Annotated in this window: 22 protein-coding genes; 7 read left to right on the top strand and 15 right to left on the bottom strand. The window is 38.6% G+C overall.

From position 1 onward, the window contains the following. From NFS18_RS01290 to NFS18_RS01220, 15 genes are all read right to left on the bottom strand, one after another. Positions 1-197, bottom strand: a 197-nt coding sequence (locus NFS18_RS01290) for a type II toxin-antitoxin system PemK/MazF family toxin (protein ID WP_408631541.1), incomplete at its 3' end; no start/stop codon positions are given. A 68-nt stretch (positions 198-265) separates the two neighbouring features. Next, a complete protein-coding gene (locus NFS18_RS01285; protein ID WP_251386835.1) occupies positions 266-424 on the bottom strand; it encodes a hypothetical protein in 159 nt (52 codons plus the stop codon). 490 nt (positions 425-914) lie between these two features. After that, complete coding sequence (locus NFS18_RS01280) at positions 915-1,385, bottom strand: RNA polymerase sigma factor (protein ID WP_251386834.1); 471 nt, start codon at positions 1,383-1,385, stop codon at positions 915-917. Between the two features lie 634 nt (positions 1,386-2,019). Continuing rightward, positions 2,020-2,289 (bottom strand): DUF6171 family protein, encoded by a 270-nt coding sequence (locus NFS18_RS19665; protein WP_101871488.1) that lies wholly within the window; start codon positions 2,287-2,289, stop codon positions 2,020-2,022. A 1-nt stretch (position 2,290) separates the two neighbouring features. Then, positions 2,291-3,793, bottom strand: a complete 1,503-nt coding sequence (locus tag NFS18_RS01270) for an alpha-N-arabinofuranosidase (protein ID WP_251386857.1) — start codon at positions 3,791-3,793, stop codon at positions 2,291-2,293. After that, positions 3,786-4,421 (bottom strand): YesL family protein, encoded by a 636-nt coding sequence (locus NFS18_RS01265; protein WP_251386833.1) that lies wholly within the window; start codon positions 4,419-4,421, stop codon positions 3,786-3,788. The genes NFS18_RS01270 and NFS18_RS01265 overlap by 8 nt, the downstream gene beginning before the upstream one ends. A 25-nt stretch (positions 4,422-4,446) precedes the next feature. Then, the gene (locus NFS18_RS01260; RefSeq protein WP_118006325.1) at positions 4,447-6,549 is read right to left on the bottom strand and encodes a glycoside hydrolase family 3 C-terminal domain-containing protein; all 2,103 of its coding nucleotides are present in this window, start codon (positions 6,547-6,549) and stop codon (positions 4,447-4,449) included. 21 nt (positions 6,550-6,570) lie between these two features. Further along, entirely contained in the window at positions 6,571-7,467 is an 897-nt protein-coding gene (locus tag NFS18_RS01255; RefSeq protein WP_064786857.1) for a carbohydrate ABC transporter permease, read from the bottom strand. Between the two features lie 12 nt (positions 7,468-7,479). Continuing rightward, entirely contained in the window at positions 7,480-8,436 is a 957-nt protein-coding gene (locus tag NFS18_RS01250; RefSeq protein WP_087149886.1) for an ABC transporter permease, read from the bottom strand. A 68-nt stretch (positions 8,437-8,504) separates the two neighbouring features. Beyond that, complete coding sequence (locus NFS18_RS01245) at positions 8,505-10,166, bottom strand: type 2 periplasmic-binding domain-containing protein (protein ID WP_251386832.1); 1,662 nt, start codon at positions 10,164-10,166, stop codon at positions 8,505-8,507. Positions 10,167-10,263: 97 nt separating this feature from the next. After that, a complete protein-coding gene (locus tag NFS18_RS01240; RefSeq protein WP_101871481.1) occupies positions 10,264-11,886 on the bottom strand; it encodes a response regulator transcription factor in 1,623 nt (540 codons plus the stop codon). A gap of 4 nt (positions 11,887-11,890) precedes the next feature. Then, positions 11,891-13,666, bottom strand: a complete 1,776-nt coding sequence (locus NFS18_RS01235) for a sensor histidine kinase (protein ID WP_251386831.1) — start codon at positions 13,664-13,666, stop codon at positions 11,891-11,893. Continuing rightward, a complete protein-coding gene (locus NFS18_RS01230; protein WP_251386829.1) occupies positions 13,626-15,509 on the bottom strand; it encodes a sialate O-acetylesterase in 1,884 nt (627 codons plus the stop codon). Before NFS18_RS01230 ends, NFS18_RS01235 begins: the two co-directional genes overlap by 41 nt. A gap of 26 nt (positions 15,510-15,535) precedes the next feature. Beyond that, positions 15,536-16,720: an endo-1,4-beta-xylanase gene (locus NFS18_RS01225; RefSeq protein ID WP_227567426.1), complete on the bottom strand. Its 1,185-nt coding sequence runs from the start codon at positions 16,718-16,720 to the stop codon at positions 15,536-15,538. A gap of 188 nt (positions 16,721-16,908) precedes the next feature. Beyond that, complete coding sequence (locus NFS18_RS01220; protein WP_251386827.1) at positions 16,909-17,136, bottom strand: hypothetical protein; 228 nt, start codon at positions 17,134-17,136, stop codon at positions 16,909-16,911. 231 nt (positions 17,137-17,367) lie between these two features. Between NFS18_RS01220 and rpmH the strand changes: the two genes are divergently transcribed. The 7 genes from rpmH (at position 17,368) to mnmG (ending at position 23,977) form a co-directional block, all read left to right on the top strand. Next, complete coding sequence (rpmH, locus tag NFS18_RS01215; RefSeq protein ID WP_004841272.1) at positions 17,368-17,502, top strand: 50S ribosomal protein L34; 135 nt, start codon at positions 17,368-17,370, stop codon at positions 17,500-17,502. A 227-nt stretch (positions 17,503-17,729) separates the two neighbouring features. After that, positions 17,730-18,071: a ribonuclease P protein component gene (gene rnpA / locus NFS18_RS01210; RefSeq protein WP_251386825.1), complete on the top strand. Its 342-nt coding sequence runs from the start codon at positions 17,730-17,732 to the stop codon at positions 18,069-18,071. A 5-nt stretch (positions 18,072-18,076) separates the two neighbouring features. After that, a complete protein-coding gene (gene yidD / locus NFS18_RS01205) occupies positions 18,077-18,289 on the top strand; it encodes a membrane protein insertion efficiency factor YidD (RefSeq protein WP_251386824.1) in 213 nt (70 codons plus the stop codon). A gap of 12 nt (positions 18,290-18,301) precedes the next feature. Continuing rightward, complete coding sequence (locus tag NFS18_RS01200) at positions 18,302-19,573, top strand: YidC/Oxa1 family membrane protein insertase (RefSeq protein WP_251386822.1); 1,272 nt, start codon at positions 18,302-18,304, stop codon at positions 19,571-19,573. A gap of 40 nt (positions 19,574-19,613) precedes the next feature. Next, on the top strand, positions 19,614-20,453 hold the full coding sequence (gene jag, locus NFS18_RS01195) for an RNA-binding cell elongation regulator Jag/EloR (RefSeq protein WP_251386820.1): 840 nt from the start codon (positions 19,614-19,616) through the stop codon (positions 20,451-20,453). Positions 20,454-20,694: 241 nt separating this feature from the next. Further along, complete coding sequence (gene mnmE / locus NFS18_RS01190; protein WP_251386819.1) at positions 20,695-22,101, top strand: tRNA uridine-5-carboxymethylaminomethyl(34) synthesis GTPase MnmE; 1,407 nt, start codon at positions 20,695-20,697, stop codon at positions 22,099-22,101. After that, positions 22,067-23,977: a tRNA uridine-5-carboxymethylaminomethyl(34) synthesis enzyme MnmG gene (gene mnmG / locus NFS18_RS01185; protein ID WP_251386818.1), complete on the top strand. Its 1,911-nt coding sequence runs from the start codon at positions 22,067-22,069 to the stop codon at positions 23,975-23,977. The genes mnmE and mnmG overlap by 35 nt, the downstream gene beginning before the upstream one ends. Positions 23,978-24,032 lie beyond the last annotated feature (55 nt).

Here is a 24,032-nt window from a genome sequence, read left to right as displayed (position 1 = left end):
CTTTTTTGATATTTCATAATTCGATGGTTTGATGAATGCCAGCTGCTGATTTTGATCCAGAAATACATAATTCTCTTTCCCCGGTTGTTCTGGATGATCAGCACAGGGCGATATCCTCCTTGCTCACTCCCAAAAACAGGATTCAGATCTGCGTGATAAATCTCTCCGCGCCGTACTTCTTGTTCTTCCACAATCATATCTCCTTCCTCTCTATGCCTTAGAATTTTCTTTGCTCTATAAGGCCCTCCTCGCTCTTTGGAAACCATTATTCACAACGGGTATGTATCAGCCGGACACAAGGTATTTCTTTGTATCCGACTACCATAATTGCCTGTTTCAGCCTATTTGTCCTCGGCACCCCGGCTGTTATCGCATATATTTTTGCAGGGAAATCATCAAGCGGCTGACTGCTAATCAGCTCCACGGGCCTATACCCCTTTGAGGTTCTCCCAAAGCTGCCCTCACTTGTTGCGACGCTCTTAACGCTCGACTTTATGACCGGACAGGAGTATCATAATCCCTGTTGCCTGTTATCGCCTTATCAGTAGCAATCTGACAGTTATAGCCAGGTATTTTCCGCTCCCCGGACAGATAAAACAGCCGCAAACCAATTCTTCTATATGGGTGAAATTTCTCTGCCTTTATCTGTCTGGATCATGGCGTACCTGCTAATGTGGCTTACGCTCATCACGATAGCAACAGGAAGGTACTTGATGAATGGGTATGAACTTTTCAAGGTTCCTGCCCGCTTTTCCCCTACGAAAAAAACAGGCGAAAGATTAACTCTTCCACCTGTTTCCTCACTTATGAGTATTTTTACAACCCGCTATTGTTATTTTTTTCAATTGGAACTAAACTGAAGATATCGTCTTAACAGATTGCTCCTTCCAACTGCTCCCCGTCATCATAATACATTATTCCAAATATTCTTTAAGTTTTCTTTCTGCCAATTTCACTGACTTCATAACTGCCTGAAAAGAACATTTTTCTATATGAGCAATTTCTTCATAAGTCAAATTATTGAAATAATAATATATCAATCTTCGTCGTTGAATATCTGGTAGTAAATCTATTGCCTGATATAATTCCTGCAATGTTATATCTTTTAATGCCTCATTTTCTGCCGATTCTCTTATTTGATCAGAATACTTTTCTAATGTCCATTCGTATACCTCTGAATGTTCCATATACCTGTCATAAATATTCAACTGTCTTTTATCTTCCAATTCAAATGAATCAAAAGTTTCATATAATTCTTTACTTATTTCAATACAGATTTTTTCTTTCTGAACATTATAAAAGCATATGTAATATTTTCCATTCATACGGCATATAGTATATGGATTATATTTATCTTTTCTTCTTTTCGGACGTTTTTGCTCCATTTTCTTTCCTCCAATCTGTTTTTCTCAGATTGGAAATTGGTGGATCTCGTCCTTTGTGAAGTGACAACTTATGACAAAATACTACAAAAAAAGGTGTATTCGACTTTCGTTGAACACACCTTTACAGAATTTAGTAAAATCACGTAATATTTTATCAGTTTTTGTCAAATAAAAAAAGTCACATTTCTTTCTTGAAATATGACTTTCTATTATTCGTGATTGTAAAATAGTTAATGATATCTTATCTATATCCTAATATTCCTCTTATCAACCTTTAGAGTAAACCACTACCTCTATCAAGCTACTATAAACTTGACCATAGACTTCCAAACATTTAAATTTGATTTCTAAATAAATTGAATATCATCTTAGAAAAATATTTTTATCACTATACTTTTCAGTCGATACATCTTTTCATATCAACATTATTTGACTTTAGTACCTCAACAATTTCTTTTATCTACTTTATGATTTAGCCGAGATACGTTAGAGCATATCACCAGTTGTCCTTTACCGATATCAATAAAAAAAATAGGAGTAGAGTAATTTTTACATCCACTCCTATTTTGTTTTTACTATTTTCAAGACATGTAAGACTAGAGGATTTCACCCTATTTTATACTTGTAGAAAATTCTACCATTTAGGAACACTGTTAGGACAATGTTTAACAGCTATCGCTGCACGCATCTCAACAAAGCATCCGCAGATCCTACATATACCATTCAACAAATTCGTACATTCTCCGCATTTTTTCAATCTGCGCTCATATTCCGAATTGGAAACTTTATCATCTTCTGGAAGATTGGAAATATAGCGATACATATTGTGAAAAAATTCTTTTTCAGACATATCTTTTAATAGACATTTTCTGCATAATCGATGCTGCTCACTCCCCACAACCATTCTACCTCACTTCTAGATGCAGGACACTGCACGTCGGAATCGTAAACCGAATTCCCTTTTCCGTAATCTGTGTTCCATCATATTTTTTTACTGTAACACACTCCGGTTCTTCAAAAGTATTTTTTGCGTGTATTTCCTCCGTAACAATTTCTCCTTTTACTGTTTTTACACTTCTATCAATAATCGTAGTATCTATATCAAAACTTTGATCGACAGAAAGATTTGTTATAGTAAGATGGAGTGTTCCATCCGCTGTTTCTGAGACAGATTCTGTCAGATTCGGTACCTTCCACTTTTCTTCCACCCCAATCATCTCTATCTCAATACTGCTCTCCACAAGATTCGAATCCTGATGTTCTTTATAGATGTCAAAGACATGATATGTAGGCGTCTTAATCATTTTATCCCCCTCAGTAAGCAGAACAGCCTGGAGTACGTTAACAATCTGTGCAAGATTTGCCATCTTCACACGATCGCTGTGTTTATTAAATATATTCAATGTGATCCCCGCTACAAGTGCATCACGCATCGTATTCTGCTGATAAAGAAATCCCGGATTTGTACCCGGCTCACATGTATACCACGTTCCCCATTCATCTACAATCATGCCTATTTTTTTCAGAGGATCATATTCATCCATAATATTACCATGTCTGCGAATAAGTTCATCCATATACACCGCCTTATTCAATGTCTTATACCAGACATTTTCATCAAACTCCGTTGAGCTTCCTTTGATTTCAATCCCCTCTGGATATACATAATAGTGGAGAGAAAGTCCATCCATAAATCCATGCTGTTCTTCGTAAGTTCTACGGAAACAGGTTGCCAATACCTCTTTCGTCCACTCATAATCTTCGTGTGGTGCTCCGCAGCAAATCTTTTGAATATGATGTTCATTATTATAGTCACGAACAAAACTCTGATATCTGCGATACTCATTTGCATAATAATCTGGGTTCATGTTTCCCCCGCATCCCCAGTTTTCATTTCCGATTCCAAAATAATCAACTTTCCATGGAGCTTGTTGACCATTCTTTCCTCTCAGTTCGGACATAGGGGATATTCCATCAAATGTCATATATTCTATCCACTCAGACATTTCACGAACTGTTCCACTTCCCAAATTTCCATTAATATACGTTTGGCATCCGAGCTGACGGCAGAGCTCAAAATATTCGTGTGTTCCGAAACTGTTGTCTTCCAACACGCCTCCCCAATTTGTATTAATCATCTTTTTACGTGAACCCACAGGACCTATTCCGTCCATCCAGTGATACTCATCTGCAAAACATCCTCCAGGCCAACGAAGCACTGGAACTCGAATCTCTTTCAACGCTTCAACTACATCAGATCTCATTCCATTCACATTTTCAATAGGTGAATTTTTCCCCACATAAATTCCTTCATAAATACATCTTCCTAGATGTTCAGAAAAATGACCGTATATTTGTCTGTTAATCCTGCTCAGTTTCCTGTTCGGATTGATTACCATTTTAGTCATCATGATTTCCTCCTTCTATCTTTTCATATTGCCGGAATACTCTTATAAAAAGCAGTGAATTTATATATGCACAGACTGAAAATCCGCCAACCATCATAAAAATCCAAATACCTTTTGTAAAAATCATAAGCACAATTACAATTACATGGATCAGAGTCAGCAAAAATGTCTCTCTCAGATTAAAAACAGCCAGAATCACTGCATTTTTCACAGTTTTAAAAATACTATTATCGAATCTGGCTATTAAAGCAAATACATAAAGAAGTGAAAAAATAAAAATAACTGCAAATACTCCCGTAATCACGAGAATCACCTGATTGACCGTTGAAAATTCCGGCTTTTCTAGCCAAAACTTCACTCCGAAAACAAAAACTGCTCCGATTATTAAATACAAGATGGATAAGAGAAACGCCTGCTTGAAATTATTTTTAAATGCTTTGAAAAAAGGTTTGAATATATATCCACCCTCATGTCTTGCCTCGCGCATAGTAATCGTGTAAAGGGCACTGACTGCCGGGCCGATCGTAATGACCGGCGCACAGCATAAAATGAACAGAATATTTAATATCATAAAATCTGCAACTGTAGTTAAAAAAACAATAACAGGACTGTCCAGATTAATCTTCATAGCTTTCTCCATTCTTAAGTTCAGTCTACCTTTTTCTAAACTCCACCTTAACAGGACTCATACCCGTAAGTTCCTCGCTTTTCGCATCAGGCTGAGAGAAACCGGCATAGATTGTATAATGCTTTCCCCCTGCAATATGACGTCCTTCTTCATCCACAACAGTAAATGCTTCCCCAGGAATATGTACCTGAAGGGTTTTTCTTTCTTCCTTGTAAAGTTTTACTCTGCAGAACCCGCATAACTGCGGGTTCGGAACCGCATAAATCGAATTCTCACACTTGATATAGATCTGCAATACCTCACAAATATCTCTTTCGCCCGTATTTTCCACCTTCACGAAAACATTTGCTCCTGTTTCTGTTTCCACCACTTCTACTGAGCGGACTTCCGCCTTTCCATAAGTTAGTCCGTACCCGAAAGGATACTGAGCCTTTCCTTTCATATACCGGTATGTTCTTCCACTCATGGAATAATCTTCAAACGAAGGCAGTTCGCTCAAAGTTTCATAAAAAGTAACAGGCAGTTTTCCTGAAGGAGATTCTTTTCCGAACAGGATTTCCGCAACAGCATTTCCTCCACGGGCACCTGGATACCAGAGTTGAAGAATTCCCTCAAAATGTTTCTGTGCAAAACTCAAGTCTATGTCACTCCCTGCCATCATACATAAAATCACCGGTTTTCCAGTCTGCGCCACCACTTCCATCAATCTACGCTGGCACAACGGGAGTTGAAGATCTTCCTTATCACCAGACGCATAGCTATTTCCTGTATCTCCTTCTTCACCTTCCAGAGTCTCATCCAGGCCAAGACACAGGATAATCACGTCACTATTTTGTGCTACAGTTACAGCTTCTGATAAGCGATCCATATCCTGGGCAAGAGGTTCTGTTTTATTTTTGAAAAGATCGCATCCCTGTGAGTAAATAATCCTTATCTCATCACCCACATATCTTCTGACTCCTTCCAATACAGTTACATATTCTGATGATGTTCCGTGATAATTCCCGATCAGAGCTGCCCTGCTGTCTGCATTAGGTCCAATAATGCCTAATGTTTTTATCTCATTCTCTTTCAACGGAAGAATTCCATTCTCGTTTTTCAAAAGCACAATGCTTTCTAACGCTGCCTTGTGTGCTATCAAAAGATGTTCGCTACATTCCACTTTAGAATATGGTATTTTGTCATACTCACTTCCATCAAAAAGTCCCAGCATAAAACGGGTTGTAAAAAGACGGACTGCAGCCTCCGTAATAGCTTCCTCTGTAACCATGCCATGATGATAAGCATTAAGGATATGAAGATATGTATTTCCACAGTTCAAATCACACCCTGCATTCAATGCCATTGCTGCAGACTGCATTGGCGTACCCGTAACCATATGGTTTTCATGAAAATCCCTTATTGCCCAGCAATCAGAAACAAAATGCCCTTCAAAATTCCACTCACCCCGAAGTTTATTTTTTATAAGTGTCTTACTGCCACAACAGGGTTCACCATTGACACAATTATAGGCTCCCATAACAGCTTCCACATGCGCATCCTCTACAAGAGCTTTGAAAGCTGGAAGATATGTCTCTTCCATATCCTTTTGAGATACTTCGGCATTAAACTCATGACGTAATGCCTCTGGACCGGAATGAACTGCAAAATGTTTCGCGCAGGCAGCCGCTTTCATCGTCTCACCATTTCCCTGAAGCCCTTCCACATAGGCTTTGCCTAAAGTAGCCGTAAGGCAAGGATCCTCTCCATATGTCTCGTGCCCTCTGCCCCAGCGGGGGTCGCGAAAGATATTTACATTTGGAGCCCAGAAAGTAAGTCCTTTGTAGATATCTCTATCATCTTGTTTAGAAGCCGCATTATATTTTGCCCTGCCTTCTTCTGCAATAATATCTCCTATTTTTCGAACCATATCTTCATCAAATGAGGCGGCCATTCCAATTGCCTGCGGAAAAACTGTTGCAATTCCCGCTCTCGCAACTCCATGTAACCCTTCATTCCACCAATTGTATTCTGGAATCCCAAGCCTGGAAATACCTGGTGAATCATATCTGAGCTGAGAAGCCTTCTCCTCTATAGTCATTTTCATAACCAGTTCCTGTGCTTTTCTCCTGGCTTCTTTTCTGTCCATCCTTTAACCTCCGCCTATATATTATTCTTTTACGCCACCTAAAGTAAGTCCGGTAACAAAATATCGCTGTAAGAACGGGTAAATACAAATGATTGGAAGCATAGTCAGTATTGACGCCGCTGCTCGAACTGTCTCAGGAGTAACCGAACCTGTTGCATTTTTCATTGCCTCTGCCGAAGCCCCTTGATTCGTCACAGACGACAGTAATTTCATCAGCTCATACTGCAATGTTGTTAAATTTGCATTCATTCTGTTGTACAACATTGCATCAAACCATGAATTCCACTGTCCCACTGCTACAAAAAGAGCAACTGTCGCATAAACAGGTTTGCACAGAGGAGAAATGATTTTCGTAAAAATAGTGAAGTATCCTGCTCCATCAAGCTGCGCTGACTCCTCCAGACTGTCTGGAAGTCCATTCATATATGTACGTATAACAAGCATATTAAATGCACTAATCATTCCCGGAATCACATATACCCAGAAACTGTTTGTTAACCCAAGTCCTTTGTACAGCAAAAATGTTGGAATCATACCACCATTTACATACATCGTAATAACCCAGAAAAGAGACAGCTGTTTTTTAAATAAAAATCTTTTTCTGCTTACAATAAATGCCAGTATCGCATTAGCAATAAGGGCTGTAAACGTTCCGATCAGTGTTCGTGCCACAGTAATATAGGCACCTGTGATCAGATTGTCTTTCTGTAAAACAGTAATAAAGTTTTTCAATGTCCATTTTCTCGGTATCAGATATATACCGCCTCGCAATGCATCCGTTCCGTCATTAAATGCAAGAGCAAGCGTATTCAGAATCGGATACAGTGTGATAAGAATAAACAGAATCATAAAAATTGTATTGCATACTGTAAACACTTTATCTGCGGGCGATGATTTTATTTTTTTTCTTGTTCCCATCTTGAGCCCTCCTTAGAATAATCTTTCGTCTCCATTACGTTTTGCAATCTGATTTGCAATAACAATTAGAACAATACTTACCACACTCTTAAATATACCTGCTGCTGTACCAATGGAAAAATCTCCCTGACTGATACCCCAATTCAGCACGTAAATGTCAATTGTCTGGGATACACTCTGAACAAGCCCGTTTCCTAACAGATACTGAATTTCAAACCCTGCATTCAACACATTTCCAACATTCATAAGAAGCAGAATCATAATAGTAGGTCTTATTCCCGGAAGTGTTACATGTTTAATCTTCGCCCACCTTCCTGCTCCGTCAATTGATGCCGCTTCGTAAAGTGACGGATCAATAGCTGTTATTGCCGCCAGATATATAATTGCATTCCATCCGGTTTCTTTCCATACGTTGGCAAAAGCGACAATAGGCCAGAAATACTCTTTATGAGCAAAAAAATTAATCGGCTGATCAATAACATTCAAATTAACAAGCAATTCATTAATAATGCCAGTTCCTGACAAAGCATCATGAATGATGCCGGTTACAATAATCCATGACAGGAAATGCGGCAGGTACGATATTGTCTGTACTGTTTTTTTCCCAATTGTATTTCGTACCTCATTGAGAAGGATTGCAAATGCAATTGCAGCAACGAAAGTAACCACCAAATTGATCACACCCATTGCAAGTGTATTTCGTATTACCCGTAAAAAAGTCGCATCTGAAAACAACTGCTGAAACTTTTGCAATCCGACAAACTCAGAGTGAAAAAGTCCGTCAATCGGTCTGTAGTTCTGAAAAGCCATCAGCCAGCCGCCCAATGGGAGATAGTAGAAAATGATACCATAAATTACAATAATTCCAGACCAGATTAGAAGGGATTTCTGTCGTTTTGCCTCCTTCCAACTAAAATGAATTTTGGGTTCAGCCACTGCTGTTTTTTTTCTCTTTATTCCTAAAGACATAGATTCACCTCATTTTTCAAACAGGCAGATAAGCATGACACATATCTGCCCGTTTTGTATGTTATATCCTATTCGAATTTAGCTGCTTCTTCCATTCTACGATCCAATTCCGCCTGCATCTCATCAAGGAAATCCTGTGGATTGCATCCCTCATAGGCTTTCATATATGTATTCCATTCACTCTCAAAATCATCTGCCATGACAGCTCTCGGAAGATATTCATGTTTTATCTCTCCCATTTTTGTCCATGCCACACCACCCGGTGTACTTGTAGTCATCGTACCGGAAAATGAATACATCGGATACCATGGACCAGGAGCCTCATTCGTTCCCAGCATATCCACATATGTCTCAACGCCATATGCCTTAAAACATTTCTGTACGGCTGAGTTCAGACTGTCAAAAAATTCATCCGGTTGCTCATCAGGCCAATTTGCATTGATACCATCATCACTCGTTCCTTTATAGGATGGGAAATAAGAATATGAACAAAGGTGTGATGCTTTGTATGCTGTATCTGCTGCCTGCATTCTCTGTTCTTCTGTCCGATAAAACAATCCATCATCATCAACTTCATAATCGACACCCTCTTCTCCCCAGAATCTCAGATTATGAATATCCTGACTAAGCAAATCGTCTATAAACTGCAGTGCTCCTTCCACATCTTTGCAGCTTGTTGTAATTCCAAGTCCTGTTCCTACATTCAGAGCTCCTCCTGAATTGTGCCACTGATTTTTAATTCCTTCATCGATAGTGATCGGAAGCGGCACATAACTGCATCCTTTCTCATCAAGTCCCTGTTGTTTCAAGGAATCATTTACATTATATGCAAAGTTCCACCACTGATCGACCATTCCCAGCACACGTCCTGTAGAAAGTTTAGCAATATATTCATCATAAGTCTGTGTAAATGATTCAGGATCCACATAACCTTTCTGGTATTCTTCATTCAATTTCTGAAAGTACCGTTTTGCAGTATCTGTAGTATTATAATCAATAATCTTCAGTTCATCTGGATCAACAATCACAGATCCGTCATTTGGATAACCATCCAGAAACTGCGGTGCATTTTCCAGGCAATAATATCTCCAGTCTTCACATAGAATTGTGTAAGCAATATTCTCTGTTCCGTCTTCCATTGTAGGATTGGCTTCCATATAGCTTTCCAAAAGATCAAAATATTCTTCCAAAGTATTTACTTCAGGATATCCTGCCCACTCCAGTACTCTTGTCTGAATCCAAAAGGCTTCATCATTATGCGTCGTAGCCTTCTCTTCTCCCTTAATATTCTGAAACTGCTGAATCCAGTAAATATGACCATCATCCCGTCTCAGCTTATTCCACTCTTCATCCGAATAATACGCCTTGATATTCGGATAATCATCCAGATAATCATCCAAAGGAACAAGTGCTCCTGCCTCATAGAGCTGTCCCATTGCATCTCCGCCATCAATAAAATCTGGATACTCACCTCCGGCAATCAGCGTCCCTACCGCCTCAGAAGCTGTCTGACCGGTAAGCCATGTCTCGTCCACCTTTGCACCGGTTTTTTCTGCGATAATCTGCTGAATCTCATTGTCGTCATTGATTTCAGCCCCGGGAACCGCAAAGAAAGCTGTAAATTCTTTTATTCCTCCCTCATTCTCGCTGCTTCCGCCGCCACATCCGGTAAACAGTGATACTGCAAGTGCAGATACCAGCAGCATTCCCGTCACTCTTTTTGCTTTCATAATTTTCCTCCTTAAATTTGATAACTTTATTTTAACGGATCACTACCTGAAAAAAATCAGATAAAGTATATCAAAAAGCAGGATAAACTATAGAACTTCACTCTGATAAATCTTCTGCCCCTTTCTTTTCATCCTTCGTCTTCGCCTGTTTTCGGAATTTTGCCGGTGTACAACCTTTCACTGAGATAAAACGATTCACAAAATAGTCCAGATCCCGGTATCCCACCATCTCCGCTATCTGGTATATTTTCTTATCTGTCCTCAGCAACAGATGGCAAGCCTGTTCTATCCGGCAATTATTTAGATAGTCTTTAAACGACTGTCCGAATTTTTTCCTAAATAGCTGTCCCAGATACGCTCCATTCAGGTAATATTTCTCACCGAATTCTTTAAGTGTCAGATTCTCCGCATATCTCTCCCGAATCTCTTTTTCTACTTTCCCCAATATACCTCGTGAGGAATCCTTACGCATTTGAGCCAAATAATCCCCGTATTCACATGCGACCCTACACAGATGAGCTTTACTTCCCCGCAGAATCCCAGCCTCAAAAGTCCCTTCACTGATCATCCTCAATATCTCTTCCTGATTTACACTGTCATCCAGCTCCGATGCAAGATGCAGCAGCTGAAAAAGAAGATAATTAATATTAAGACGCATTACCTCGCCGGCTATCCCTCGCTCTCTCATTTCCTCATAAAATCCGTCAACTGCTTTCATAATTTCTGCATGATTGTTCTGTTCAATGGCATTCAGGAGAATATCAAGACTTTTCTTACAAAGCATGATCCCGTTTGTATGAATTTGCATTTCCTCCTCATAATAATAAATTTCCTTTTTTTCCCTGAATCCCTGAAAGGATCTTACCATCCTCGTTGTACTGTATGATTTTGCAATTTCTTCCAGATTTTTTACCTCTTTTCCCACAATCATAATCACTGGCAGTCCGAGTATTTCTCTCAGATACTTTATAAAATCTCCCAAATATTCTTTAATATCTGAAGATTCATACATATATCTGCATAAAATGAAACCAACATCATAGACCTTTTCCTGTATGGAGACATCCATCACACAATGCTGACTGTCATCCTGAAGATAATCCTTACAGATACTATACAGCTGTTTTTGATTTGCTAACTTTACGGAATCCTCATAGTCGTCCTCGTAATTTTTTCCATCGATCAGGATTTCAATATACCTCACCTGTTCTGATAAACGAATATGCTGTTGAACATACTCAATCGTCAGAGGATCCGATCTTCCCTGAATAACAGAGATAAGTTTCCCGGAAAGATACGCATTTTCCAGTTTTTTTGTTTCTCTTTCTTTCTCCAATTCTATATTTTTTAATCCTCTGACTTTGCGAAGTGCCTGTACAAGTTTTTCTTTCTCCACGGGTTTCAATATATAGTCATTGCATGCATATTTGATTGCCTCCTGAGCATACTGAAAATCAGCATATCCGCTCAGAATAATAAAATAAATATCTCTATATTTTTCAGAGATTCGCAGCTTACGAAGCAACTCAAGACCATCCATAATTGGCATTTTAATATCAGCAAGAATAAGATCTGCATCGTGATTCTGCAGAAAAAGAAGTGCCTCTTCTCCGTCAGCTGCTGAGCCTACAATCTCAAATCCTTCATTTTTCCAATCTATAAGCTCTTTCATTCCCCGAAGTATAAATGGTTCATCATCAACTAATAGTACTCTCAGCATCTTATCACCCTTTTTCACTTTCTATAAATGGCAGGCGTATCAGAACCGACACCCCCGTTCCCTCTTCCCCGTTTAATTCAAATTGCACTCTATCATGTGACATCATTTTCAGTCTCAGGCAGGCATTAATAATACCTACGCCTTTTTCATTTTCCAGTAGTTCTATGCTCGCATTTTTCATCTTTCGCCGCATACTGTCAAACTCTTTTTCCGTCATTCCTTCCCCGGTATCTTCTACTTCAATACACATTTCCTCATTTTCTCTGTACACAGTAATAAATATCCAGCCTGGTGCAGTCTTTTTCTCTATTCCATGCACACATGCGTTTTCAGCAAATGTAACAATTGTCAGTTTCGGTATCTTCTGATGCTGGCATTCTGTTTCCACATCCAGCCTATATGACAGTCTTTTACCAAATCGGTACTGCTGAAGATCCATGTAATTCTTGACAATCTCCATCTCCTTACCTACCTCAATAAGATCCTCTCCCCAATCCACATACTGTCTCTGCATAACAGCAAGTTTTTCAACCATTTCCGCCGTGATTTTTTCTTTTCTTATTACACTGTGCATCCGTATACTTTCAAGTGCATTAAAAAGGAAATGAGGATTGATCTGACTTCTCAGTGCAAGAAGCTCCGCCTTTTGTCTTGCCACTGTCATTTCCTGTTCCAGTATCCGATTTTTATAAACAATGTTTACTAACGTTGTTATACGTGATGCCATCCGATTGTAATTCCTCATCAGATCACCTACTTCATCTTTTGCACTCACATTTTCAATCTCAACCAGATTTTCATCTTCTGTGTTTCTGAAAATACTGCTCAATCTGCTGATTCTGGCAGTTAATGAACGGTTTAAAAGCAGTACCATGATCAGCGGGAAAAAGATGTTGATTGAAAAAAGGAGCAACAGCATAGGCAGCCTTTCCACCAGCTTTCCTATAAGATCTGTCTCTGGACGTAGCACGTATATTTCCAGTTGAGCGCCGTAAATATTACTTGTTTTCTTATATTCAACTTCTTTGTAATCTGAAAATTTTTCATACTCATCTCCGATATTTTCGCCATCACGATTTGAAAATATAATTTTTCCCTCATGGCATATATATACGGGCGTATCATAATTCAGATTTTGCAGGTTTTTATTTATCGTACTGTAATCCATTTCAATTTTAAGCAACTTTTCCGACTGTCCGCCTCCATAGTAGTTCATCTTACGAACAAAGTAGACATGCCTTTCCGGATGCATTACTGCTCCTGGTACCTCTGGTTCATATGCAAAATAAAGCATCTGTTCTGTTCCTTTTTCATTCAGATCCCGATACCAACCGCTTTCTTTGATCAGATCCAGATTTCTGACCGTACCTCCGCTTACAATTGTAATGTTATCTGTATACAAGGTTATCAGTGAACTTCCTGTCATATCTGAACTCTGGAAAAGTGTATCTTTAAAAAATTGCTGATAACTTACTACATAATCAAAAGGATCTCTATATTCCATTTCTAGGAAATCATTGATATACTGATTCGCATATATACTTTTTGCTACTTTTGAAACAGTGTCCAAATCATAAAAAATCTGATAGTTAACAGCATCTGCAATATCTTCCATTTCAGATCTGCGCAGCTGTGCTTCTGTATGCAGAACCGTATATATGATCACCCCGTCTGTCAGCGTGATTGGTAAAAGCATACAGAATATGTAGATAAAAATCATTTTTTTGCGGATTGAAAAATTATCTATCTGTCTCACAAATTTTTCCAGTATAGATTGCATCCCTGCCCCACTCCTTTATAAATGGTATGACCGGAAGTCCCCTTTTTCCATACAGACATATATTCATAGGACAATCCTTCCATGCATAACGAATTCCCGTTGGTTCCTCGCCATCAGACAACCATGCACAAATTTCATTTCCATCAACTGTGACATATGCTCTTTTATAATCTCCGTTCGCTTTTCTGAGTTCAACTTCACTTACTAATTCACATCCGTCTTTTTTACTTCCGGTTTGCAACGGCTGATCAAAAACAGCATATACTCTTTTATCTCTGTCCAGTCTGATTTTCCTCACCTGCGGTCCTGTACATTCTTCCTTTTCTCCATAAACCAATTTATGTACAGCAAGCGCAGCTCGCATTCCCAAAGTCTTCTTATCCATGGGATGGAGATCATTATACTCGCCCACATCATATGCCTGTATCATCGCCGTATTTTCAATCTCCATTGCCTGCCGCTGTACTTCCCTGAATTCCGCCCATTGCGTCCCCTGTTTCTTAATATTTCCATCGGAAAAACCAGCAAGCTGTACGTATATAATCGGCAATTGCTTTTCCTTCCAAGATTTTCTCCAGTCATTGACCAGCGCACGAAATTCTAACGCATATCTATTCGGATGTCCAACATCAGATTCTCCTTGATAATAAATAACAGCACATATCTTATAAGGACTTACCGGTGATATCATACCATTAAACATAGCTGATGCCATATAATTGAAAAATGTCTTTTCCGGCAAATATTCCATTTGTTTTCTAATCTGTGCATCCCATGTTCCAGACAAATCAAGCCATCTTTCTTTCCCCTTTTTGAATCGTATTCCATATTGTTTTCCTGGCATTGCTCCTCCTCTGCCACGGAATACATACAGATGTATGCAGACCACATTTTCTCCTGCCCTTAGAATTCCTGGGGCTACAGGATAAATCCTTGATGCATATCTGTCATAAGAACTACCGCAGCAGATTCCATTTATATATATTTTATCAGCGTCTGTAAACGCTCCCATAAGAATTTCTGCAGGCGTAACTGCCTGTTCTTCTGTAATAAAGAACTTCTTTTCCAGTAAAACTGTTCCACAGAAATCTCTCATGTTTCCTTTCCATATACCGGGAATACTTATTTTATAAAAACTATCTGTCCTTTGATCAAAAGACTGATCCGCTTTTTTCATCCAGTATTTTTCTCTTTCAATTTCTATTTTCTGCGTACATAAAACATAGTCTTCATTTTTACATTTTTCCAACTCATCTGTATAAAAACCCATATGCCTTATTGTCTCTTCACTACACCATGCTTTCACCGGCGTTCCCTCCACAGCAGTCTGGATCAGCCCGACCGGGACATCATTTTTTTCTCGAAGAGACAATGCCATAAACAGTCCTAAAGCGCTGAATTCAAGGACCGATTCCCCCTGTGCGCTTTCCCAGCGTCCTTGGGAAAGCCATTGTCTTTTCTCTCCGAAATCATATTCTTTCGGAACATCAAACTTTCTGATAAACGAATCATTTATTTTCTTTATTTCATCTGCAAACCGCTCTGTTACAAATTTTATTCGCAATTCCATATTGGACTGACCGCCCAGAAGAAATACATCCCCACTCATAATGTTTCTAATTACACGCTTCTCGTCACCGTTTATTTCCATACAATACGGACCACCAACCGGAAGATCCGGAAGTTCTGCCACAAACATTCCATGTGTATCTGCCTTAGTATTAAACTTCTTGCCGTTGAGTATTCCCGTTACTATAATTTCAGGGCTTGTCTCTCCCCAAATATAATTCTTTTTTCCCCGTTGCAATACCATTCCATCACTGAACAAATATGATAACTTCAATCCTTTTCCCCTCTAGCGATATTTTATCATGCGTCTATAATTCCCCAAAAAGCTGGTTTTTCGTTACAGGCATCATCAAATGGCAACGGCATCTGAGGTCTGTTTCCATCAGATCCACCTCCTACCAAAGCAGCTACCTGTAGCCACGAAACTGCGTCATGGGTGCCCCAGAATGTAACACCTGTAATATTAATTTTATCTTCCTTATCAAGACTATAAATTGTTCGAAACAACTCTTTATACCTTGCTCCCTCTCTCTCTAACTCCAACTCGCGGTCTGATCCGTCATAACTTTTGCTTGACTGCATATCAAATTCCGTAAACTGAATTTCATTTACAATAGATGAATACATATACACAGCTTCTCTAATCTGTTCAATAGACGGAAACTCCATATGATAGTGTGCCTGCATTCCCATCCCATCAATACGTGCTCCCTTTGTATCCTTAATCTGCCTGAGCAAAACACAAATAGCATCCCGTTTCACCGGATCTGCATCATTGTAATCATTATAAAATAACTTGATATCATTAGGCGCATAGCGGTTTGCAAAAACAAATGACTGAGTAATGTAGCTAATGTCCCCCTGAAAAATATTATACCAACCCGTATTCTTGTTATTACATGTATAGCGCACTGATCCTGGGTTTTTCTCTGGATGAAAATCGTCCGGCTCAATCTGTTCATTTACTACATCCCAGGCATATATAATACCACGATACGGGCTATTTACTCCGTCATAATGCTCTAGCACTTTCTGAATATAATTTTCAAGGCGCTTCAGCATCTTTTCTTTACCCACATATGCCCCCTGAGAGTCATATTTTTCACGAAAAAACCAATCCGGAGTCTGTGAATGCCATACGAGTACATGACCCCTTACCCGTATTGTATCATCTGGATTTTTCTCATTATGTTTTTTTATAAAATCCATAATTTTATCTGCCTTGCTGAAATCAAGTGTTAAAACCGGATCGCCATTTTCATCTAAACATATACTTCCTTCAGTATCAACACTGAATACAGGAACGTCTCCCAAAATTATTTCTGGTTTCATCTCGTTTTCACATGTAATACTATTATAGTGCTTTATTACAAGATTCCTAATCTTCTCCTCATTTAGCATGTCTGACATAATTGCAACGCCAGCCTTCCCATTAATTGCTGATTTCTGTTCCAGACGTTTTTTTATCGACATTATATCCTTCATATTATCCCTCCTGCTTTTTACATATATGTCTAAATAATGTAAATTATATAATAAAAGTAAAAAAGTAAAATATGAATAATTGCAGAAAATCCCCCGGCAAATTAAATAACCTCGCAGTATTATTTCTCAAGCCTGCAAAATCTTAGGAGAAAAACAATGCTTAAATCAAAAAAATAAAATATAGTGGTTCAGTTGTCAAGACACAAATTTAATCTTTTTATAATGAACAGATATATGTAGTTAAAAAGGGGATCTCCTTTCTGAAATGTATAGAGATAATTTATCTCCTTTAAGCCCTCAATTCTTATGGAATCTCTGTTTAAAATAATTGGAAGTTCCTCTTGAACGATTTCTATTTTGCATCCAATATCTTTTAAATCTGTAACTGTTCCTGCTAATTTTTGTAAATACCACATTGATGTTTCTTTTACATAATGAAATAACTTTAAAATAAAAAAACGCTTGTTTTGCTTGACTTATCGCATTTTTTTGAATATAATTAAGAGCAGTGTCTTTTAGAAACTACATTAGGAACATAAATTAAATTTTGTTCATTGTGAGTAAAAGTACAACACTTTATGGCAGATGCATATCTGTCAAGAAGTCAACTACTGTTATTATAACCAGTAAAGGGAGGTGTATGAGTAATGAAAATGACATTTCAGCCGAAGAAGCGTTCCAGAGCTAAGGTTCATGGATTTAGAGCAAGAATGAGCACACCGGGCGGAAGAAAAGTATTAGCTGCCAGAAGAGCAAAAGGAAGAAAACAGTTATCAGCATAGGTCACATATATGTGACCTTTTCTTCTATTTCGAGAGCTTGAAGAGGATATAAAAAGCTGATATCGGGAGTTTATTTCCGCAGGTGAACCAGCAGAACTTAGTGTAAGTTTTGTCTGGTTTCTTTGCATTTGTGCGAAGAAGACAGGAGTTGATCAATATTTTCTATGTGGATAGTATTTTGTTATGATCGGCTGCTGTAAGAAAGAGTATAGTAAAAGAGGATATTTATGAAATTCTCAGAGTCTTTGAAAAAAAATAAAGATTTTCAAGTTGTATATCGAAAAGGAAAATCCCTAGCTAATAAGTATCTTGTTATGTATGTAATGAAGAATGAGATTGAAAGAAACAGAATCGGGATTTCCGCAAGTAAAAAAGTCGGCAACAGCGTTGTAAGACATCATCTTGCAAGGCTGATACGCGAAAACTATCGACTTTTAGAAGAGAATTTCCAATGTGGATATGACATTATTATCGTGGTCAGAGTCAGCGCAAAAGAAATCACATTTGCAGACATGAAAAGTGCGCTGATCCATTTGGGAAAGCTTCATGATATATATAAAGGAAAGTGACGCAGATGAAAAAAATATGTATTGGTATGATTCGGTTTTATCAGAAATACCTGTCTGGTCTCAAGACGCAGTGGCATTGTATTTACACACCGACATGTTCTCAGTATGGAATAGAGGCAATTGAGAAGTACGGTGTTTTAAAAGGCGGTCTTTTGACGGCATGGAGAATTCTGCGCTGCAATCCATTTGCAAAAGGGGGATATGATCCCGTACCATAAGGAGGAAAAGATATGTATGGTGTTTTAGCTTCAGGTTATGCAGACTGGCCGATTATCAAGCAGCTTGCATGGCTGATGGGTAAAGTAATGAATGCAATTTATAATGTTTTGGATGCGGTTGGAATCCAGAATATCGGTATTTGTATCATTGTCTTTACAATTGTTGTTTATACACTGATGATTCCTTTGACGATTAAACAGCAGAAGTGGTCAAAGCTCTCAGCAGTGATGAGTCCCGAAATGCAGAAGATTCAGAAGAAGTATGCAAATAAAAAGGATCAGGCTTCCATGTTGAAACAGCAGGAAGAGTTGAATATTCTCTATGAGAAATATGGAACTTCTCCGACAGGAGGCTGTCTCCCAATGTTGATCCAGATGCCGCTTCTGTTTTCATTCTATCCGGTTATCCAGAACATTCCGAAGTATGTTGATGGTGTAAAGGATGTGTATATGCCGGTTGTAAACCAGATTATGGCGACAGACGGGTATCAGAAGATCATGGAAACAATTGGTTCTGCCAGTCCTGTTCTTGTCAATCCGGAAAAGTTTGATTATACACAGGCAGATACTTTAGTGAATGTACTGTATCGTTTTCAGGATGCTACATGGGCGACTCTTGTTGATAAGATACCGTCTCTTGAAGGAATCGTTTCAGAAACAACGGCAACAATGGGGCATTTAAATAGTTTCCTTGGAATCAATATCGGTGAAACACCGTTTACTTTGTTGATGGCATCCTTGACTACATTTTCTATTGCAGGAATTATCATGGCAGTCATCATTCCTGTTCTGGCAGGTCTGACACAGTTTATCAGTGTGAAACTACAGCCGACGCAGCAGACAGATCAGAATAATGCTATGGCAAATCAGATGAAAATGATGACTTATACAATGCCGTTGTTTTCTGTATTCCTCGGATTTACACTTCCGGCAGGTCTTGGTCTATACTGGGCGATAAGTGCTGCCGTGCGTTGTGTACAGCAGCTTGGAATTAACAAGTATCTGAATGCTAAGGGAGTAGACAAACTGATAGAAGAGAACCAGAAAAAAGCTGCTGAAAAGCGGGAAAAGAAGGGAACATCTGCAAGAGAGATCAACAAAATGGCAATGACCAGTACTAGAAATGTTGAGCCGGTTAAGAAATCTGCAATGACAGAGGCTGAGAGACAGAAGAAGCTGGAACAGGCAGCCAAGTATAATAAGAATGCAAAAGCCGGAAGTCTTGCATCTAAAGCAAATATGGTAAGCAGATATAACAGCGGTAAGAATTCAGAAGATAAATAAAAAATTCTCGAAAATAATGATAGAAAGGGAGGATTTGAATATGAACGGAAGTATCAGAGTATCATCAAAGACAGTTGATGATGCAATTACAGAAGCAATGATTCAATTAGGTGTTACAAGCGACAAATTAGAATATGAAGTAATTGAAAAAGGAAGCGCTGGTTTCCTTGGCATTGGTATGAAGCAGGCGGTTATCGAAGCAAGAAAAAAGCCTGAAGCAGTTGAAGTACCAGAAGAAATTAAATTTGACATTTCTTTGGATGAAAAGAAAGAAACAAAAAAAGATACAAAAAAAGAGAAAAGAGAATTTAAACGGGAAGTAAAAGAAAATATAAAAGAGGAAGCAAAAGCAGAGAAAAAAGCAACAGGAACTGTGAAAAAGGAAGAATTTTCTGTAAAACGTGAAATTGTAACTGTAAGAGTGACAGATGAATCTAAAACCGCTGTAGAAGTATTTCTCAATGATACATTGAAAGCGATGGGAATGGAAGTGGAGATTACTTCTGTGATTGAAGAAGATGGTTCTTTATCTGTTGACATGAAGGGTGACAATATGGGAATCCTGATTGGAAAGAGGGGACAGACACTTGATTCCCTCCAGTATCTTGCAAACCGTGTTGCAAATAAATACCAGGATGGATATGTAAGAGTTAAGCTTGATACAGAGAATTACCGTGCAAGAAGAGAAGATACTTTGAAGCATCTTGCCAAGAATATTGCACATAAGGTAAAAAGAAACAGAAGACCAGTTTCTCTTGAGCCGATGAATCCCTATGAGAGAAGAATTATTCACTCAGCACTTCAGTCTGATCCGTATGTGACAACACATAGTGAAGGAGAGGAACCATATAGAAAAGTTGTTGTTACTTTGAAGAGATAATTAGTTTTCAGTAAAAGTGATTTACTTAATATTACAAAAAGAAAAGGCAGTTTATATAACGTACTTGTTTGAGGTTCTCGTAACGAAAACCTTGTGATGGTTATATGAATCTGCTTTTTCTTATGGTATAATAATTGCACGAGTGCAATCCAAGCCGATATATCGGCTTGCTGTCGCAAAGGTGACAGATTATACCAGGTAATTCAATGTTTGAAAAGTAAGAGATTTTAAGAGGTAATTTATGTATAAGGATGATACAATTGCAGCAATTTCTACGGGGATGAGTAATTCTGGTATTGGAATTGTACGAATAAGCGGTGCGGAAGCACTTCAGATTATTGATCAAATATATAGTGGAAAAGAAAAACTATTTCATGTGTCCAGTCATACCATTCATTATGGCTTTATTAAGGATGGGGACGAGACGATTGATGAGGTTCTCGTTACGGTTATGCGTGCTCCAAGAACATTTACGGGAGAGGACACAGTGGAAATTAACTGTCATGGAGGAGTTTTTGTTGTAAAGAAAATTTTGGAGACAGTGGTCAGGTATGGGGCAAGACTGGCAGAGCCGGGAGAATTTACAAAGAGAGCTTTTTTGAATGGAAAGATGGATCTGTCGCAGGCGGAAGCAGTGATTGATGTGATCCACTCTCAGAATGAATATGCCTTGAAGAGTTCTATTAGTCAGTTAAAGGGGAGTGTCAAAGAGAAGATAAGCAAAATAAGAGAAGAAATTTTGTATCACACAGCATTTATTGAGACTGCGTTGGATGATCCAGAACATATCAGTGTAGACAGATATGGAGAAAAATTAAGTGTTATAGTTGAAGAATTATCCAGCCAGCTGCATGAATTGATTGAATCATCTGAGAATGGAAGAATTATCAAAGAGGGGATTCAGACTGTTATTCTTGGTAAACCAAATGCGGGAAAGTCTTCCCTGTTAAATGTTTTGTCAGGACATGAGCGTGCGATTGTAACGGATATTGAAGGAACGACAAGGGATGTATTGGAAGAGCAGGTGCAGATTCATGGTTTAAATTTGAATATTATTGATACTGCGGGAATCCGTGATACAGATGATGTAATTGAAAAAATCGGTGTAGATAAAGCGAAGGAATATGCGGATGATGCAGATTTGATTATCTATGTAGCAGATGCATCCAGAAAACTGGATGATAATGATAAAAAGATTATCGAGCTGATTCAGGACAAGAAAACAATTATTTTGTTAAATAAATCTGATCTTCATACGGTTTTGGACAAAGAATTTCTTGATTCTTATATCAGAGAAAGTTATGGGATGGTTCAGAATGGGCAGGAAAGTTTTCCGATAATTGAGATTTCGGCAAAGGAGGAACGAGGAATTCAAGATTTTGAAAATGTACTGATAAGTATGTTTTTAGGCGGAAACATTTCTTTTAATAATGAAGTATATATTACTAATATGCGTCAGAAAATGGCTCTACAGGAAGCGTATCATTCTCTTGAAAGGGTTTTGGAAAGTATTAACGCCCAGATGCCGGAAGATTTCTATTCTATAGATCTGATAGACGCATATGAAGCTCTTGGAAGTATTACAGGTGAGACAATAGGAGAAGATTTGGTAAATGAAATATTCAGCAAATTCTGTATGGGAAAATAGAGACAGTTATGATATTGCTGTGGTCGGCGCCGGACATGCAGGATGTGAAGCGGCGCTTGCGGCGGCAAGACTTGGGTTTAGGACGGTTATATTTACAGTGAGCGTTGACAGTATTGCGCTTATGCCGTGTAATCCGAATATCGGCGGAAGTTCAAAGGGACATTTAGTGAGGGAAGTGGATGCTCTCGGCGGTGAGATGGGAAAAGTTATTGACCAGACATTTATTCAGTCAAAAATGTTAAATCAATCTAAGGGACCGGCGGTTCATTCGCTGCGAGCGCAGGCAGATAAAGCAAATTACAGTAAGATGATGAGACAGGTACTGCAGAATCAGGAAAATCTAGATATTCGTCAAATGGAAGTGACAGATATTCTTGCGGATGATGCAGACGAAAACGGTGTGCGGAGAATTATAGGGGTGCAAACTTATTCAGGTGCTATTTACCACTGTAAAACGGTAGTTCTTTGTACTGGAACATATCTCAGAGCAAGATGTATTTATGGAGATGTGAGTATGCAGACGGGACCGAACGGACTTCAGGCGGCAAATTATTTGACAGATAGTCTGAAAGAACTTGGAATCGAAATGTACCGTTTTAAGACAGGGACTCCGGCAAGAATTGATAAAAATTCTGTTGATTTTTCTAAGATGGAGGAGCAGAAAGGAGACGAGCGAGTTGTACCGTTTTCTTTTATAACAGATCCAGAAAGTGTACAGATTGATCAGGTTTCTTGCTGGCTGACATATACTAATGAAACTACACATGAGATTATCAGGGCAAATCTGGATCGTTCACCATTATATTCAGGTATGATTGAAGGAACAGGACCAAGATATTGTCCGTCTATTGAAGATAAGGTTGTAAAGTTTGCAGATAAGAAACGGCATCAGGTATTTATCGAGCCTGAGGGGATTGACACCACGGAAATGTATGTGGGAGGTATGTCAAGTTCTCTTCCTGAGGATGTACAGTATGCCATGTACCGCAGTGTTCCGGGATTGGAAAATGTAAAAATTGTGCGAAATGCTTATGCAATTGAATATGACTGTATTGATGCAAGACAGTTGAAAAATACGTTAGAATTTAAGAAAATTGATGGATTATTCAGCGGCGGTCAGTTTAATGGAAGTTCTGGATATGAAGAAGCAGCGGCACAAGGATTGGTTGCAGGAATCAATGCTGCAAGAAAACTTCAGGGAAAAGAAGGAATTATTATTGACCGTTCTGAGGGGTATATAGGAGTTTTGATTGATGATCTGGTAACAAAGGAAAGCCATGAACCATATCGTATGATGACCTCCAGAGCAGAATACAGACTGCTGTTGCGTCAGGATAATGCAGATCAGCGATTAACCAGGATCGGATATGAAGTCGGACTTATTTCACAGGTAAGATATGACAGCCTTTTGATGAAAGAAGAACAAATAAGGGAAGAAGTAGAACGATTGGAGCATACGCATGTAGGTACTTCAGAAGAAGTTCAGAGACTGTTGGAAACACATCAAAGTACACCATTGGTATCAGGAACTACATTGGCGGAATTGATCCGCAGACCGGAGTTATCTTATACATGTCTGGAAACAATTGATAAAAACCGTATAGAACTTCCAGAGGATGTGATAGAACAGGTTGATATATCTATCAAATATGATGGCTATATCAAACGCCAGTTACGTCAGGTAGAACAGTTTAAGAAACTGGAAAGCAAGAAGATACCGGAAGATATTGACTATGAAACGATTCCTAGTCTTCGGATCGAGGCAAAACAGAAATTGTCGCAGATACGTCCTTCATCTATAGGACAGGCATCACGAATTTCTGGAGTATCCCCTGCAGATGTATCGGTATTATTAGTATATCTTGGAAATAAATAAAATAAGAATCTGATGTGTGGAAAGCACATTTTTATTCTTGAATTTCTGTGAAAGA

This window comes from Mediterraneibacter agrestimuris (assembly GCF_943193195.1).
GTDB classification, from domain to species: Bacteria; Bacillota; Clostridia; order Lachnospirales; family Lachnospiraceae; genus Schaedlerella; species Schaedlerella agrestimuris.
Note: the sequence above shows the minus strand (reverse complement) of the source record. Positions and strands in the feature narration are given on the sequence as shown.

Coding starts and splice junctions, on each gene's coding strand:
- NFS18_RS01280 (WP_251386834.1), bottom strand. CDS start 1,385: ATGGAGCAAAAACGTCCGAAAAGAAGAAAAGATAAATATAATCCATAT.
- NFS18_RS19665 (WP_101871488.1), bottom strand. CDS start 2,289: ATGGTTGTGGGGAGTGAGCAGCATCGATTATGCAGAAAATGTCTATTA.
- NFS18_RS01270 (WP_251386857.1), bottom strand. CDS start 3,793: ATGACTAAAATGGTAATCAATCCGAACAGGAAACTGAGCAGGATTAAC.
- NFS18_RS01265 (WP_251386833.1), bottom strand. CDS start 4,421: ATGAAGATTAATCTGGACAGTCCTGTTATTGTTTTTTTAACTACAGTT.
- NFS18_RS01260 (WP_118006325.1), bottom strand. CDS start 6,549: ATGGACAGAAAAGAAGCCAGGAGAAAAGCACAGGAACTGGTTATGAAA.
- NFS18_RS01255 (WP_064786857.1), bottom strand. CDS start 7,467: ATGGGAACAAGAAAAAAAATAAAATCATCGCCCGCAGATAAAGTGTTT.
- NFS18_RS01250 (WP_087149886.1), bottom strand. CDS start 8,436: ATGTCTTTAGGAATAAAGAGAAAAAAAACAGCAGTGGCTGAACCCAAA.
- NFS18_RS01245 (WP_251386832.1), bottom strand. CDS start 10,166: ATGAAAGCAAAAAGAGTGACGGGAATGCTGCTGGTATCTGCACTTGCA.
- NFS18_RS01240 (WP_101871481.1), bottom strand. CDS start 11,886: ATGCTGAGAGTACTATTAGTTGATGATGAACCATTTATACTTCGGGGA.
- NFS18_RS01235 (WP_251386831.1), bottom strand. CDS start 13,666: ATGCAATCTATACTGGAAAAATTTGTGAGACAGATAGATAATTTTTCA.
- NFS18_RS01225 (WP_227567426.1), bottom strand. CDS start 16,720: ATGAAGGATATAATGTCGATAAAAAAACGTCTGGAACAGAAATCAGCA.
- NFS18_RS01220 (WP_251386827.1), bottom strand. CDS start 17,136: ATGTGGTATTTACAAAAATTAGCAGGAACAGTTACAGATTTAAAAGAT.
- rpmH (WP_004841272.1), top strand. CDS start 17,368: ATGAAAATGACATTTCAGCCGAAGAAGCGTTCCAGAGCTAAGGTTCAT.
- rnpA (WP_251386825.1), top strand. CDS start 17,730: ATGAAATTCTCAGAGTCTTTGAAAAAAAATAAAGATTTTCAAGTTGTA.
- yidD (WP_251386824.1), top strand. CDS start 18,077: ATGAAAAAAATATGTATTGGTATGATTCGGTTTTATCAGAAATACCTG.
- NFS18_RS01200 (WP_251386822.1), top strand. CDS start 18,302: ATGTATGGTGTTTTAGCTTCAGGTTATGCAGACTGGCCGATTATCAAG.
- jag (WP_251386820.1), top strand. CDS start 19,614: ATGAACGGAAGTATCAGAGTATCATCAAAGACAGTTGATGATGCAATT.
- mnmE (WP_251386819.1), top strand. CDS start 20,695: ATGTATAAGGATGATACAATTGCAGCAATTTCTACGGGGATGAGTAAT.
- mnmG (WP_251386818.1), top strand. CDS start 22,067: ATGAAATATTCAGCAAATTCTGTATGGGAAAATAGAGACAGTTATGAT.